Origin of the sequence: Bacillus sp. ISL-18 (assembly GCF_018613415.1) — a bacterium.
In the GTDB taxonomy this organism is placed as follows: domain Bacteria; phylum Bacillota; class Bacilli; order Bacillales; family Cytobacillaceae; genus Neobacillus.
This window is the reverse complement of sequence record NZ_JAGGQG010000006.1, coordinates 331,937-347,013: the sequence shown is the minus strand read 5'-3', so window position 1 is coordinate 347,013 and position 15,077 is coordinate 331,937. Positions and strand designations below refer to the sequence as shown.

14 protein-coding genes are annotated in these 15,077 nt (G+C 39.4%); 3 read left to right on the top strand and 11 right to left on the bottom strand.

Annotated features, from left to right (window positions below):
- Positions 1-188: 188 nt before the first annotated feature.
- On the bottom strand, positions 189-1,343 hold the full coding sequence (locus J7E81_RS10855) for a Ger(x)C family spore germination protein (RefSeq protein ID WP_215042200.1): 1,155 nt from the start codon (positions 1,341-1,343) through the stop codon (positions 189-191).
- On the bottom strand, positions 1,340-2,899 hold the full coding sequence (locus J7E81_RS10850; protein WP_215042199.1) for a spore germination protein: 1,560 nt from the start codon (positions 2,897-2,899) through the stop codon (positions 1,340-1,342). Before J7E81_RS10850 ends, J7E81_RS10855 begins: the two co-directional genes overlap by 4 nt.
- A 200-nt stretch (positions 2,900-3,099) precedes the next feature.
- Between J7E81_RS10850 and J7E81_RS10845 the strand changes: the two genes are divergently transcribed.
- Positions 3,100-3,393 carry a hypothetical protein gene (locus J7E81_RS10845; protein ID WP_251028579.1) on the top strand — a complete coding sequence of 98 codons (294 nt, stop codon included), beginning with the start codon at positions 3,100-3,102 and terminating at the stop codon, positions 3,391-3,393.
- A gap of 69 nt (positions 3,394-3,462) precedes the next feature.
- Here the strand turns inward: J7E81_RS10845 and J7E81_RS10840 are convergent, their stop codons facing one another.
- The 5 genes from J7E81_RS10840 to J7E81_RS10820 form a co-directional block, all read right to left on the bottom strand.
- Positions 3,463-4,062 (bottom strand): branched-chain amino acid aminotransferase, encoded by a 600-nt coding sequence (locus J7E81_RS10840; protein WP_251028578.1) that lies wholly within the window; start codon positions 4,060-4,062, stop codon positions 3,463-3,465.
- A 160-nt stretch (positions 4,063-4,222) separates the two neighbouring features.
- A complete protein-coding gene (locus J7E81_RS10835) occupies positions 4,223-4,609 on the bottom strand; it encodes a hypothetical protein (protein ID WP_215042198.1) in 387 nt (128 codons plus the stop codon).
- Between the two features lie 132 nt (positions 4,610-4,741).
- The gene (locus tag J7E81_RS10830; RefSeq protein WP_215042197.1) at positions 4,742-5,227 is read right to left on the bottom strand and encodes a PaaI family thioesterase; all 486 of its coding nucleotides are present in this window, start codon (positions 5,225-5,227) and stop codon (positions 4,742-4,744) included.
- 151 nt (positions 5,228-5,378) lie between these two features.
- Positions 5,379-6,380 (bottom strand): VanW family protein, encoded by a 1,002-nt coding sequence (locus J7E81_RS10825; RefSeq protein ID WP_215042196.1) that lies wholly within the window; start codon positions 6,378-6,380, stop codon positions 5,379-5,381.
- Between the two features lie 184 nt (positions 6,381-6,564).
- Positions 6,565-7,389 carry a formate/nitrite transporter family protein gene (locus J7E81_RS10820; protein WP_215042195.1) on the bottom strand — a complete coding sequence of 275 codons (825 nt, stop codon included), beginning with the start codon at positions 7,387-7,389 and terminating at the stop codon, positions 6,565-6,567.
- A gap of 289 nt (positions 7,390-7,678) precedes the next feature.
- On the opposite strand from J7E81_RS10820, the gene J7E81_RS10815 reads away from it, so the two are divergent.
- Positions 7,679-8,113, top strand: coding sequence for a hypothetical protein (locus tag J7E81_RS10815; protein ID WP_215042194.1), 435 nt, complete (start codon positions 7,679-7,681; stop codon positions 8,111-8,113).
- Between the two features lie 76 nt (positions 8,114-8,189).
- Here the strand turns inward: J7E81_RS10815 and J7E81_RS10810 are convergent, their stop codons facing one another.
- The 4 genes from J7E81_RS10810 to J7E81_RS10795 all read right to left on the bottom strand — a co-directional run bounded on the left by J7E81_RS10810 (position 8,190) and on the right by J7E81_RS10795 (position 13,859).
- Positions 8,190-9,176 (bottom strand): proline dehydrogenase family protein, encoded by a 987-nt coding sequence (locus J7E81_RS10810; protein WP_215042193.1) that lies wholly within the window; start codon positions 9,174-9,176, stop codon positions 8,190-8,192.
- 178 nt (positions 9,177-9,354) lie between these two features.
- On the bottom strand, positions 9,355-10,893 hold the full coding sequence (locus J7E81_RS10805) for an MDR family MFS transporter (RefSeq protein ID WP_215042192.1): 1,539 nt from the start codon (positions 10,891-10,893) through the stop codon (positions 9,355-9,357).
- A 361-nt stretch (positions 10,894-11,254) separates the two neighbouring features.
- A complete protein-coding gene (ftsZ, locus tag J7E81_RS10800; RefSeq protein WP_215042191.1) occupies positions 11,255-12,421 on the bottom strand; it encodes a cell division protein FtsZ in 1,167 nt (388 codons plus the stop codon).
- 244 nt (positions 12,422-12,665) lie between these two features.
- A complete protein-coding gene (locus J7E81_RS10795; RefSeq protein ID WP_215042190.1) occupies positions 12,666-13,859 on the bottom strand; it encodes an NAD(P)/FAD-dependent oxidoreductase in 1,194 nt (397 codons plus the stop codon).
- A gap of 203 nt (positions 13,860-14,062) precedes the next feature.
- Here J7E81_RS10795 and J7E81_RS10790 point away from each other — a divergent pair, with 203 nt between their 5' ends.
- Positions 14,063-15,037: a 2-hydroxyacid dehydrogenase gene (locus J7E81_RS10790; RefSeq protein ID WP_215042189.1), complete on the top strand. Its 975-nt coding sequence runs from the start codon at positions 14,063-14,065 to the stop codon at positions 15,035-15,037.
- The last annotated feature ends 40 nt before the right edge of the window (positions 15,038-15,077 follow it).

Below are 15,077 nucleotides of genomic sequence, written 5' to 3'. Positions count from 1 at the left end.
CATTTAAAAATGTAGTGACGGTACTGAGTGAGAGGTGAAATAAATCCAAGATGGACATAGCAAAAGCTATCCCCACCCATAAGAAAACCCATTTTCGTTCTTTTTTACTGATAATTTGTTTTTTAAAGACAAATAAAACATAGACCATGAGACATAACCATATAACAATCATCCCTATTTTCATACTGTCATTCCTTTTCAATGATTCCTATATTCGTTGTTCTTTGGATATCTGCATCTACTTTGACAGTTACTTTTAAGTTTGGCAGGGTTTTTCGCCAGTCATTCTTCCAATTTTGTTCCCACGCCTGATGATTATTTTTATAAAGGTACCATCCAAACCCAAAAACATCTATCCCCTGTGAGTGAGCATGCTTTAATACTGCTTGTATTTGTTCTTTAATCTGGGTTTCCATTTTACTAATGACCAATCGATAGGTTTTGGGATCCTCGATTCGATAGTTTGGCTCATTTTCAAATAATACACCCGCAGCCCTGACTGTCAGGACGAAGGTGGGTTTTCCGTCGACAATCTTTAAAGTGGGCTCCGTCTGATTCTCAAATATCTGCACCGAAATTTCCTCATCCTTTGCGACAGGAAAAGATACTGATTTTTTTTCCATTTTTTCAAATAACCATAATATGCCTTCACTTTCATTGCTATTAGAAGAAAAGGCAAGCTTTTCATCTTTAAAAACAGCAAAGCTCTCCATTTGAACTTCTTTTTTGTTTTTATCGTCCTTTGTCGTACCAGCAGCGCTAACGAGGGGAATGACCATGTCCTTCCCATCCCGATTCAAATCTTGAAGGGCCTCTCGAGCTGTCATATTAATACTGTTTTTAGACATCTCTCTCATTCCTTCACCCGAATATTGTTCCATTCTCGGCTGTGTCTTCAATAGTTTCACGGCATCACCTTTAGAGATGAGCAAAAAGGTGGAAATCCTTGACCGTGGCTGTGTAAAAATGGCATTTAATGATTTCTTTATCCCTTCTTTTGCAAGAGAATCCCCAATAATATGAACTCTTCTATGTCCTAAATAAATCCTCCTGGACAACTTAGTTTGTATATCCTCAATCCCTTGCCGTTCATTTCCACCAATTCCTTGAGCGACTAAGAAGGGTCCTTCACCGCTTGTTCCTCCGCCTCCGCCGCTTGATCCTGCCCCGCCCATAGAGCTTGGGAGCGGAATCTGTACGGAATAAAGGAATTTGTTCTTTTTCCCTTTATCTACACCAGTGGCGACAACAAAAGCAATATCGTTAATCTCTGAGCGGTCCCAACAGCCTGTCAATAAGATGAGGGCGATTAGGCCAGTTAACAGCAGACGGATAAATTTCATGACTCATTCCCTTCTTCACTGCCTTTTCCAGGGCTTGGTTTTAAACCTTCCCCTTCTCGTGTTCTATCCACTTTAACGGTTTGATTCGGACGTTGATTCATTGCCCACCATGGAACCCGTATAAATACATCCTTAAGTCCTTTCATTGACATGGGAGCTACGGGAGATAAATAAGGAATACCAAAGGATCTTAATTTAGATAAATGTGTAATTATGACCAAGATACCCAGGACAATTCCAAATAAACCGAACACACCTGCAAGAACAATAAATGGAAAACGCAGGAGCCTTACAGAAATCGCCATATTAAATCTTGGAATCGTAAAAGAAGCAATACCTGTTAAGGAAACGACAATAACCATAGGAGCAGAAACAATTCCTGCCTCAACAGCGGCCTGCCCAATCACCAGTGCACCGAGGATACTTACAGCTTGACCAACAATTTTAGGCAGCCGTACCCCTGCTTCCCGCAGCGCTTCAAAAGAAATTTCCATAATCATGGCTTCAACAAAGGCTGGAAACGGGATGGCTTCCCTCGCTGATGCAATACTAAACAGCAAATTTGTCGGAATCATCTCTTGGTGATAAGTAGTCACGGCTACATAGATACTGGGTAAGGTAAGAGCAATAAATACAAAGATAATACGAAGCAGACGAAGAAAAATAGATATGTGATAACGATGGTAATAATCCTCGCTTGCCTGAAGGAACTGCCAAAAGGTGGCCGGCATGACGAGAGCAAGCGGTGTACCATCAATAATAACCGCTACCCTTCCCTCTAACAAATTGGCCGCGATCGTATCCGGACGTTCGGTATTTTGGATTTGTGGAAATACACTCCAAGGATTATCTTCAATTAATTCTTCAATATAACCGCTTTCCAAAACACCATCAATTTTAATCCGGTCCAGCCGTGATTGAACTTCTTTTAAAAGATCGGGTTCAACCAAACCATCAATGTACATAATCGCGATGCCGGTTTTGGTTTCTTCACCAACGTCTTTGGCAATCGCCTTAAGCCGGTTAGAACGGATTTTCTGTCTCACAAGGGCTGTATTGACTCTTAGACTTTCAGTAAAACCTTCGCGTGGGCCACGAACAACAGACTCGGTTTCTGGTTCGGAGACACTTCTTCGTTGTCCACCCTTTGCATCAATGACAATTCCTGTATTCACTCGATCAACTAAAAGTACGGTATTTCCTTTTAGAACATTTGATACAGCATCGTCCAGTTTCGTAATTTCTTTAACAGAACTGACTGAAATAATTCTTTCTATTAAATAATCAGCCGTAACACGCTCTTTTTCTACTTCCTTCAGAATTTGGTTGATTCCATGAAGCTGGATGCTGTTCGTATCAATGAGCCCATCGACAAACAATAAATAGGCTTCCACCTCCCCGGCAATAATCTGCCGAAAGACGATATCTGAGCAGTCCTTAAAAAGCTGCTTCAACCGGTCAATGTTAATCGATAAATTCGATTCGATCTGTCTATCCGTTTTTTCAGCAGGCAATGACTTTTTGTCATCCGTAAGTAGTTTTTTGAATTTTTTCATCGAAAAACTCCGATTGTATAATTTTTTTTCTGGCTGTTTTCTTAGACAATCTCCCCTGAGAGTATGCGTCGATTGCCTAAAATTGGCTTTTTATAATTTGCTCTATTGATTGAAAAATATTCCTAAATTTAGCTTGATTTTGTTAGGATTGGACATACTGAAAGAAGTAAATCATTATTCGCGAGTGGGAGTGAACTCAGTTGGAAAGTCAATTCTCTAATTTTATAGATGAGGTATCTATTCAAGGAAAAATGGAAAATGTCTTTAGTTACACATGTGGTTCCTGGCAAAATTGTAATCAAGATACCATTCAGTCGTTCCTGTCTCAATGTATGGAATATAATATCGATCCCCAATACTGTATGAGCTGGGTGGAACAACATAAGGATGAAATACCGAATTGGGGTACTGTGTCAGAAACCTCACTAGGCTGGGTGAACGAGCACACGTCCTCTGGTTCGCCGATTTCTATAACAGAGCAGGGATTAAGTTAATGGGAAACCAAGTGCTTTAATAATAGAAAAATCCTAACCAGCTTGAACGCTGATTAGGATTTTTCACACTTATTGGACTTTTTCAACTGCTTCAATTAATTTAAATAAGAAATGATAGATTAACTGGAAGGCCTCTCCCATTGTCATTTCTTCATGAAAGCCTTCTACATAATTTAGAACAAAGTTTAAATTCCACAACCCATCGTCAAGCGTAAACATTAAATCAAATTTGGCATCCTCACCGTTTAAATGCGCATCTAAATATTCTCTAAGCTGCTTGTCATATTTCTTCTGTACCTTCAGCCCCAGCATGACGTCATAAGTTCCGAAGACATCATCTACTTCAAGAGAAATTGCGTCAACATTCACAAAGTCGAACCATTTCGATTCGAGATAAATAAATTCATTTTTATGCTGTTTAAGATAGTGAAGGGGTTCAGACAAAAACGCAGAGGTTTCATTTTTTAACATATTCTCCGATTCTTTATCACAACGTTCAATATAGGCATCGGTAAAACGGGTATTGGCATCCTTTTCGACCCAATCTCCTTCACCCGTCAGTTGATTTTGCTCTGCGTATTCGATTTCTTCTCTAAAAAGAACAACTCCTTCGACATTTGAATGACGATCGTTTTCCTCTATGTACTGTTTAATTTTTTCTTTTAACATTCTTATCCTCCTATTGACCTACTTGTCCTTATATTAATCCACTTTACTAAAAAAGCAAATGGTGGCCGATTACCTTTATTATTACGCAACAGAAGAAATAAATAAATAAAAAAATCCCCTAACCAAACCGATTAGGGAGATTTAGAATTATGTAGTTAGATTATCGATCGACACTTTTTGAAATATCCCAAATCACAAAGTATTTCGAATACTGTCTCGTCATAACGATTGCTTCTTTTTCGTCTTTAAGAAAAATTAATCCAGACCCTATTTGTTCCTCGAAAGCCCACCCCTTCGCCTTCATCACATCTTTTACCTTATTAATAGGATTATGACCTGTATTGCTGGATAAATATCGGCTCTTTTTTTCTGTATTGAAAAACTGAACGTAGTCAGTATCCGTCATTTTTAATTTCACGATTGAGATCAACAGTGGTACGGGGTTTCCTTCTTGGAATACAGCAGATCCTAAGACCAAGATGATGCAGCCAAAAGCAATTGTTAAACTGATGATGATCGTGAGCATAATATTTTTCAACCAGTTCATCTGTTTCCCCCCTTGTAAATCTTTCATTTAATAGGACGATTCAAGGGTGCTTTTGGTTTCAATTTACAGTATTACAATTAGTTTACAAAAGATCCACTCGATTAATAGAGTGGATCTAAACCTATGATTCTATTACCCTTCTTTTAAAAAACTGCTTGGCATGACAACGGCTATCACTTCACCGCTTGCACAAAGAATATTATCTGCGAACACTTCTGCTGCAACCTTGAATTTTTTAGGATGTATTTCCTCAACTCTTCCGACTGCCTTTAATTGGACACCATGTGGAGTCGGCTTATGAAAGTTTACAATTAAGGAAGCGGTTACAAATCTTGGCGCCCCCTGACTATCCCCTGGTTCAAACCCATTTTTCCTGTGTAAAGCTAGTGCAGCGGAACCTGTTCCATGACAATCAATCAGGGAAGCAATCAAACCTCCATAAACAAATCCAGGTAAGGCGGTATGTTCCGGTTTAGGTGTATATAGGGTTACTGTTTGGTCACCTTGCCAGCCAGTCCGAAAATGGTGGCCTGTTTCATTTAAACGGCCACAGCCATAACACCAGGCAAAATCATCAGGATAATCGTCTTGAATTGCATGTAATACCTTTTCTGCCATTGTCAAACCCCCTTTTCCAGAAAATTATAACATGTTTGATAATATATGTTAAACAGAAACCAATTAAGAAGGGTGTTGCTTACGTTGGTGTTTGGAAGTTCCAATAAATAAGTTAAAAGGATGCAGCAAATCGTTGCTGACATCCTTTTATTTATTTTTTTATGAGACCTTTGTAGGCCGCTGATGTTCTAACCTCAACTGTAAGCTTTCCTTTTGCATAAATGGTTTTAATTAATAATGGAACACCTGTTGTATTTTGAAAGCGAAAATCCGGGCCGCCATAAGAAACTGTCGCATCTCGTCCTTGCTGTACGTAGCCGACAGATAAGGAATGATGGTGTTTTTCGACATAACTTACCCCAACCTGGTCAACCGCATTAAACAATGTCGAGGATGTCTGACAAATTCCACCGCCTATTCCCATCACCATTTTCTTGTTAACAATTTCCTTTGCCGGCTGGTAACCATGAGCAGCATCACTTGGTCCGACCGTGGTATTAAAAGAAAAAATATCCTGTGTGCCCACAATCACATTATTTATGGCAATCGCTGACAGTTCAATGTTTTTCGAACGGCCTGCTACTCCGCTGTTAAAATAAGTCGTGAAAGAACCAACCACCACTTCACTTAAATGGGCAGGGTCTTCCGGCTTATAGCCGCTTTCTGTAATCGTGATCGGCAGTTCAATATCGCCGCCCTCAGCAGATGCTGTCATCACTCGATTTACTAATTCCGCTTCGTCCAATATGATCAATGGCTTTCCTTTAATGATTTGCCCATTTGCATCAATTTTATCAAGGACCATCCGCTGATCATATCCCGCAGTTTTCTCTGTTCCTCTGGCTAGGTCTTTGGCCCACTGTTCTATTTCCTGTTTATATGAATCTGGATTACTCTCATACCCTAATTCTTCCGGTAAAAAAGTTTTAATCATACTTTTGGTATGGGGATCAATGACATTGACGACTATTGGTTTCTTTTCTTCTTCCTTAGGCGGTTGTTCCTGCGGCTTTTGACTCGGCAGCTTTTGTGGTTCGGTTACCTTTTCCTTTTCATGGACCGCTTTAGTTGTGGCCTCTTTCTCATTACACCCTGCTAAAGCTAGTAAACTCCCAATTAATAAAACTGAAATTACCCATCCTTGCTTTACCATTTTCCCCAACTACTCCTCTTAATCGAATCTCATCCAATTCCGTGTTAATTGACAACACGGATTGCCTCCATTCACTGATTTTATTCGCTTGCATTACGCAATATTACTTAGAAAATGGGAGGTTAAAGAAAATAGCGACAAAAAACAGCCTGAACAAACCGTTCAAGGCTGCTAAGACAATCATTTATCTTGTTCCTGTTTTCGCAATTGGCTTAACGACTTTTGCTTCTGTTAAGACAGGCAGGTATTTTTTATAGGTATGCCAGTAGGCCATCCCAATAAATATCGTCCCGCCCACAGCATTCCCTAAAAAGACTGGGATAAAATTTTGAATATAGTCCATCCATGTAAACTGGCCGGCAAAGATCGCGGCAGGGATGACAAACATATTCGCCACAACGTGTTGGAATCCAATCGCAACAAACGCCATCGTTGGGAACCAAATGCCCAAGATTTTTCCAGACATATCATTCGCTCCATATGATAACCAAACAGCAGAGGCAACCAGCCAATTGCAGCCAATCCCAGAAAGAAAGGCTTGGAGAAAGGTTGCTTCAAGCTTGTGGTCTGCGATGCTAATCGTTTTTTCTAAAAAGGGCGCAGCTTCGGTTAGTCTGACAAGATGTCCAAAGAAATAGGCTACAAAAATAGCTCCGAAAAAGTTACTGATGGTAACGAGGAACCAGTTATATAGTACCTTTCCCGTACTGACCCTTTTTGCCATTCTTGCTAGAGGCACCGCCATCATATTCCCTGTTAGTAATTCCCCGCCCGCCAATAACGTGAGAATAAGACCGACCGGGAAGACGCTTGCCCCAATTAAACTGCCTAACCCTTCTAAATTTCCGGTTAGCGTAGCGGTTACACGGATAAATAGCAGGTAACCCAGGGCAATAAACGCTCCTGCTTCAAAACCCAAGAGGAAGGTTTGAAGTGGTGCATATTTGGTTTTTTTAACTCCGTTTTCGACTGTTATGGCCATAATTTGATCCGGTTTACTAAACCCCATAATCATTACACCCTCATTTTCTTTTCTCTCTATTTGTGAAATATTTAACATAGTTTTATTTTATAGCATTTTCTTCCGAAAACCTGTGAATATTTCTTTACTGTTTTTAGAACGCTTTCATTCGACAAATTTTACACGAAGCTAAATTTCGTGTCACATTTTGCGGTAAATTATATGTTATAATATATACATGTGTTAATTTCACTAGTAGAACACTAATCACCATCGCTTAATCCTATTTGCGTTGGTTTCATGATATAGTCATTATTAATTGAATGGATGTGTTAACATGGAAAATACGATTGAGACGGTTTATCGTTTAGAAAATCCTGAGAAAAACATTATTAAATTTGCGACCGGCACGCAGCTTCGTTATGAAGATGTTATTAAAGAAGTATTTGGAGTTGCCTGTATCAATGACTTACACATGATGATTCAATACAACAAAAGCTTTCAAACAAGCATATGTAACAGCTATGGCATCAGCGAAAAGAAAATCACACTAGATAAAATCATCCGCATTGCATCTAAAGCCGATATGCTCACATTCAAACAACATCTAATCGAAAATAAACAAAACTACCAACAGGACCAGGAAACTGATTCAGTAGAAAATACCACCCATGTCAACCGCCCTTTTGACACCATCATCAAACTCCAAGAAGGAATCTACCAATGGGACGACAGCAATTACTCCTACAGCGCTGTTACAAATGGTGCCTGACACCAAAAAATATAGAGCTAGGTTCCATTTCAATTATGAATGGATTCCTAGCTCTATATTTTTTTTGGTGTGTTTATTATTTTTTCTTCTTCTTCTGATTCGATTTAGTTAATCTGCCTAGTAAAAATGCGCCTGCTGCGACACCGATAATTGTGTTCGTTTTCTTATTGAAAACCTGTTTCGCAACTAGATTTAGATTTTGCGGTCTTTCGGCTAATCGTCTCATGAAATATCCGTACCAATCATTTCCAAATGGAACATACGTACAGAAATTATATCCTTCTTTCGCTAAACTTAATTGCAGGTCTTTCCTAAATCCATACAGCATTTGAAACTCAAACTGATCATTCGGAATATGGTTTTCTTTGACAAATTTCTTCACATGATTAATAATTCGATGATCATGTGTGGCAATCGAAGTAAATTTCCCGTTCAAAAGATGCCATTCAATCAATTGAATATAGTTCGCATCGATCTCCTTTTTATCTTGATAAGCAATGTCGGCGGACTCTTTATAGGCGCCCTTTACAATACGGATTCTATGGTTTTTATATCTTTCGAGATAGTCTAATGCTTTATGAAAATAGGCCTGAATCACCGTACCTACATTATCATATTCAAGCGAAAGTTCGTCCAATAAATTAAAGGTCAGCTCTAAATGTTTATAGTCTTCCATATCTATGTTGACAAACATATCATATTGGCTAGCCAAGTGGACAATCTCTCTTATATTAGTTAAGCAAAAGGTATAGTCAATATCCAATCCGACTTGAGTGGGTTTTAATGAAATATGTGCATCCACTTGATTTTCATGGATGGCCTCAATCACCTTAAGAATTTGTTCCTTCGCAGCAACTGCTTCTTCTTCTTTAAAAACAAACTCCCCTAAATTGTCGACTGTGCAAGAAATCCCTTGAGCGTTAAGTTCTTTAATACTTTTGATTACTTCTGGAATATTAGTTCCCGCAACAACACTTTGTGCCCCCATTTTTAAGCCATACTTTTTAGCAGCAGTATTTAAAAATTGATTTTGAGATAAATCCATGAAAAAATCCTTCAACATTGCAATTACCCCTTGCTGTTCGTTTTATTTTCATTATAGCATACGCTTTCATTAAAATTTATTTTGCGAATTTTTCGAAATAAAGCGCAATCATTTCCACCTAGAAGAAAAAAGCTCATCTCTCCGAAAAGAAATGAGCTTAATCAACTTATTTAGATAACAAATGGTGTCAGGCACCTTAATTTTCAGCTAACTTTGAAGGGATTTTCTTCTCGCTAGGTTTTGCTTGGCTTTTTCCTTCTAGATCTTCTGCTTGTTTGGATCGTTTAATAAAGAAGGATAGGACGAGTGCGACTGCTGCAATAAAAGTAGCGATTAAGAATGAGAAATTGATTCCTTCTAGCATGGATTGCATCATGATTTGTTGTTTCATCTCCGCTAGAGCTGCCTTTGTTGGCGGCGCCGTTAAATGCTGCATCGCTGCCTTACCAAGTTCTTTAGCGTGTGATTCCGCACGGTTTGTCATAATCGTAACCATTAAGGCTGTCCCAATCGCACCTGCAACCTGGTTTAAGGTATTATTCATTGCCGTTCCATGTGGGTACAAACGCTTTGGAAGCTGATTCAGCCCATTCGTAGAAACCGGCATCATAACCATCGACATCCCCAACATACGGATCGAATAGATAATGATCAAATGTGTATACGTTGTATGCAGCGTTAATCTACTAAAAGCATAAGTTGTTACCACAATAATGGTTAAACCCGTTACAGCAAGAATTCTTCCGCCAATTTTATCAAACAGTTTCCCGGTAAGTGGCGACATAAAGGCCATCAAGATTGCCCCTGGCATGAGCAATAGTCCTGCATCCATTGGCGAAATTCCCCGAAGGTTTTGCGTATAAATAGGCAGTAGAATCATCCCGGAAAATAACGCCATATTTACGACCATAGCGATGCATGATGATAAGGCAAACATAGGATATCGATAAACCCGGAAATTCAATAGTGGTGCTTCTTGTTTAATTTGACGGTAAATAAATAGGAACAATGAGATAATACCGAGCATAATCGTTCCGTAAACTTCTGGGCTGTCCCATCCTTTACTACCGGCCGAACTAAAGCCGTAAAGGATACCGCCAAATCCAACACTTGACAGAATAACTGATAAGAAATCGAGACGAAGATTAACTTTTTCCTTTTTATCCTTAAGCAAGAATAAACCAATTAAGAGAACAAGGATCGCGATTGGTGTAATAAAGTGGAAAAGCATTCTCCAGTCATAATGCTCTACAATCCATCCTGATAAAGTAGGTCCAATCGCTGGAGCAAACATGAGAATGAGTCCAAATACGCCCATTGCCATTCCCCTTTTTTCAATAGGAAAGCTTACCAGCATAACGTTCATTAGCAAAGGCATTAAGATGGCTGAGCCAGAAGCCTGAAGCATCCGTCCTGCTAGCAGCAGCGGAAATACATGGGCAAATCCAGCAAGAAGAGTACCGGCAGTAAATAACCCGATAGCTGCTAGAAAAATATTCCGAACGGAAAACTTTTGTATTAAGTAAGCACTAATGGGAATTAAAATTCCGTTTACAAGCATAAAACCTGTAGTTAACCACTGTACAGTTGATGCCTCAATATTTAAGTCTTTCATGATAGAAGGCAGTGCAATGTTTAGTAACGTATTATTTAAAAATGAGATAAAGGCACCGACCATTAATACCGCAATAACACCGTAAGGTGGACGATCAGCATGATTTTTGGTTTTTTCCATTTAGTTTCCCCCTTGGAAGCTTTGTTTATATTTTGTACGTTAAATTCGCATAAAGTATATCTTATACCTTTGGTTCAAGTATTGCAATGGAAAAATAATCATTAATAATGAGTTTTTATAAAAGCGAGTACATTCAATCCACTATTTTATACAAGGAGTCCAAAAATTCCATACTCATATCTATTTGATACCCTGATCAAGACGTACCTTAAAACTATTTTTCATCTAAAACCGAATTATTAATCATACTTTTTAAAATGGTGGAAAGACAAAGTTCCGATTTCAAAACAAGAAGGAACCTCTCCCACACATAAAAAGAAACACTCCCATTCAAAAAACAGTGAATAGGGAGTGTTATCAATTATCGTCTTCTGTTCCGATTTCGTAAAAAAGTTGGAATATCCAGTGATTCTTCTTGACCCTGGTAGGAACGATTGTATTCATATATTTGTTCATCCTGCTGCTGCCTTTGTCCTTCGTGCTCATAGACATTATGCTTAAAACTTTCCTCACGTTTTGGCTGAGTAGGAGCTTCCGTCACAGGAGCGGCAGAAGGTCTATGTAATTCATTTTCGCTATTCATAAACCCTGTTGCAATGACCGTGATCATAATTTCGTCTTTTAAATTGTCGTTAATGATAGAGCCAAAAATCATATTTAATTCATGGTCGGAGGCGGACGCGACTAGGTCAGCAGCTTCCTGTACTTCATAAAGACTTAAATTACTGCCGCCAGTAATGTTCATTAACACACCTTGCGCTCCATCAATTGAGGTTTCTAGTAAAGGACTGGAGATCGCTTTTTTCGCTGCTTCAACGGCACGATCTGGACCTTTCGCCACCCCAATGCCCATTAACGCCGTTCCCTGGTTCGTCATAATCGTTTTTACATCGGCAAAATCCAGGTTAATGAGTCCTGGAACCGCAATTAAGTCAGATATACCTTGAACACCCTGGCGAAGGACATTATCTGCCTCACGGAATGCTTCTAACATTGGGGTTTTTTTGTCAACAATCTGAAGGAGACGGTCATTCGGAATAATAATGAGAGTGTCTACCGCTTCTCTCATTAATTCAATTCCGCTGGCAGCATTGACTGCTCGTTTTTTGCCTTCAAAGCCAAACGGACGTGTGACAACCCCAATCGTAAGAGCACCTAGTTCTCGGGCAATTTCTGCAATAGCTGGAGCGGCACCTGTCCCAGTACCTCCGCCCATACCTGCCGTTACGAATACCATATCTGCTCCGTCTAATACTTCTTGCAGCTGCTTTCTGCTCTCTTCTACTGCTCGTCTGCCGACTTCCGGATTGGCACCAGCACCAAGACCTCTTGTTAAGGTGGCGCCAATTTGCATTTTAATTTCCGCTTTAGAAAGATTTAAAGCCTGGGCATCTGTATTCACAGCAATAAATTCTACACCCTGTATTCCATCTTCAATCATTCGATTAACCGCGTTATTTCCTCCGCCGCCAACACCAATTACTTTTATTCTTGCAATTTGATCTATATTCATGTCAAGATCCCACATTCGCTTCTCCTCCTAAACCAATCATTACTTCATTATTCAGAAAACTAACTTTATCATAAAAAGTACTTTTTTCCCAAACTTATTACTTACTATTTTAGCAAAATAATAGGCTAGTTTGTATAGTACCACGTATTCATTTCAATAAAAAAAATCAAAAAAACCCTCATTTATGAGGGCATATTCTAGCTATTTTGACCTTATTTCATCTTGTGGGTTATTTTCTTTCGGTTAAGACCACCTCTATTTACTCAGCGCTCTTCCATTCTTTCCGAACTAAGCGTAGTCCCCCAAGCATAAAGTAGTACCGCATTTCGATTAACCATTTCATGAACGAGCCCAACCTGCCATTAATATGATGATGATAAACAATACCTGAAGCATTCTTACTTCCCAGCGACATGACCATCCCTCTATAGATGTAGTGAAATGGTTTTGCCGGCTGCCCGTATATTTTCATTGCAATATTATAGGCACAATATTGACCTTGTTGAATGGCAATCTGTGCTGTGGGAGGATACGGTTCTCCCTTTTCATTAAAGCTTACAGATGCATCACCTAAGACATACACATCGGGGTAATTAGGGACCTCACAAAACTCATTTAACCTGACACGAGCGTCCATCCGCTCAAATTCCTCGATCTGGAGAATAGGATTCCCTTGAACTCCTCCGGCCCAAACAAACGTTTTCGTTGGGATTACCCTTCCGTCTGCTAATCGGATCTGGTCACATTCCACCTGTGAGACTGAAACTCCTACTAAAAACTCACAGTTGATCTTTTTCAATGATTTAGTTGTATCAGCCACTATCGCCTCAGGGTAGCCTTGGAGAATTTTCTTCCCAGGTTCAATAATTAGGATGTGGACATCCTCCCTTTCGACTCCATACAAATTACAGAGACGAGGAATTCTTTCCTTTAATTCATGAATAAATTCCATTCCCGTGAACCCCGTACCTCCTATGACCAAATTTAATGGCCCGCTTGGATTTTGGCCATATTCTAAAAATTGCTTTTCGATATGCTCCCTAAGCCGGTACGAGCCTTCCCAATCAAATAAGAAAAAACCATGCTCGGTTAATCCATGAATTTCATTGTTTTTTGGTGCACCGCCAATTCCAAAGACTACATAATCATATGGTAACGTATGATCTTTACACTCTACTATTTTTCTTTCAAGATTTAAGTTTATGACTTCATCTTGGATAAACGTGACAAAATGAGGGTCAATAAGGTCTCGGATTGGCAGCCTGATGGACTCGGGATTCACTGTCCCTGCACCCATTTCATGCACCTTTGTCGTGAAATAATGGTAATCATTCTTATTTACCAAATAAACGTCTATTCTAGAAGGATGGACCTTTTTCTGCAGCGAAACAGCTGTCATTAATCCTGCATAGCCTCCACCCAAAATAACTACTTTCTTTTTTTCATAGACCACAGTTTGCTCACTCCTTCACATACTCTATACCTTATTATAGTATAGTAAGCATGTGTTCGGTGTAAGAAATTACCTTCATACACAAAATCTTCATTTTTTGCAAAACGATCAATTTGTTTTCAGAATTGTTGACACCTATCTAGCTTTATGTCACTTTATAGAGGCATATATTAGACTTCCAATTTAGGAGGAGAATGGTACAAGTGAAACGAAAAGTCATTGCTTATAACCTTGAATTAACCGAAGTACTTGAAAAACTAGACGATCATTTTGAAGTGCAAATTTTTGATAGTGTTAATCCAAAAACTGATCCGGCTTTTTTAGAGGCACTTAAGGATGTGGAAGGGATTGTCGGACTGACACTGCCGGTCGATCAGGAACTACTTGATCGAGCACCAAAGTTGAAGATCGTATCAAATAATTCCACCGGCTATAATAATCTTTCCATTGAGGTGATGTCGAAACGCGGCGTGATGGGAACGAATACGCCTGGCGTCCTCGAAGATACGACAGCAGATGCCATTTTCGGAATCCTCCTAGCTTCTGCCCGCCGTATTGCAGAATTGGACCACTTTGTGAAATCTGGAAACTGGCAAGGACATTTAACCACCGCCGAATATGCGATAGATGTTCACCATAAAACCCTTGGAATAATCGGTATGGGTAAAATCGGCTCCGCCATCGCTAAACGGGCACACTTAGGATTTGATATGGATATCTTGTACCATAATCGAACCCGTAATTTAGAGGCAGAAGAAAAATATCATGCCTCCTATTGTAACCTTGATACATTACTAAAAGAATCCGATTTCGTCTGCTTGATGACGCCTTTAACCCCTGAAACGGAGCATTTAATTGGCGAACGAGAATTTAAATTGATGAAGAAGTCTTGTATATTTGTAAATGGTTCCCGTGGTAAAACGGTTGATGAAGCAGCATTAATAGATGCATTAAAGAAGAAAGAAATTCATGGTGCTGCCTTGGACGTTTATCAAATAGAGCCTGTAAAAAAGGACCATCCACTGCTTCAGTTCCGAAATGTTGTCACAACACCACATATCGGCTCGTCAACCTATGAAACAGAACTGAAAATGGCTGAACTTGCCGTCGAAAATTTACGTGCGGGGTTAACAGGCAAGCGCCCTAAAAACTTGATTAATCCTGAAGTGCTAAACTAAGATGAGAAAGAGCTGGCTTAAATTTTTATATGTGAAGGAG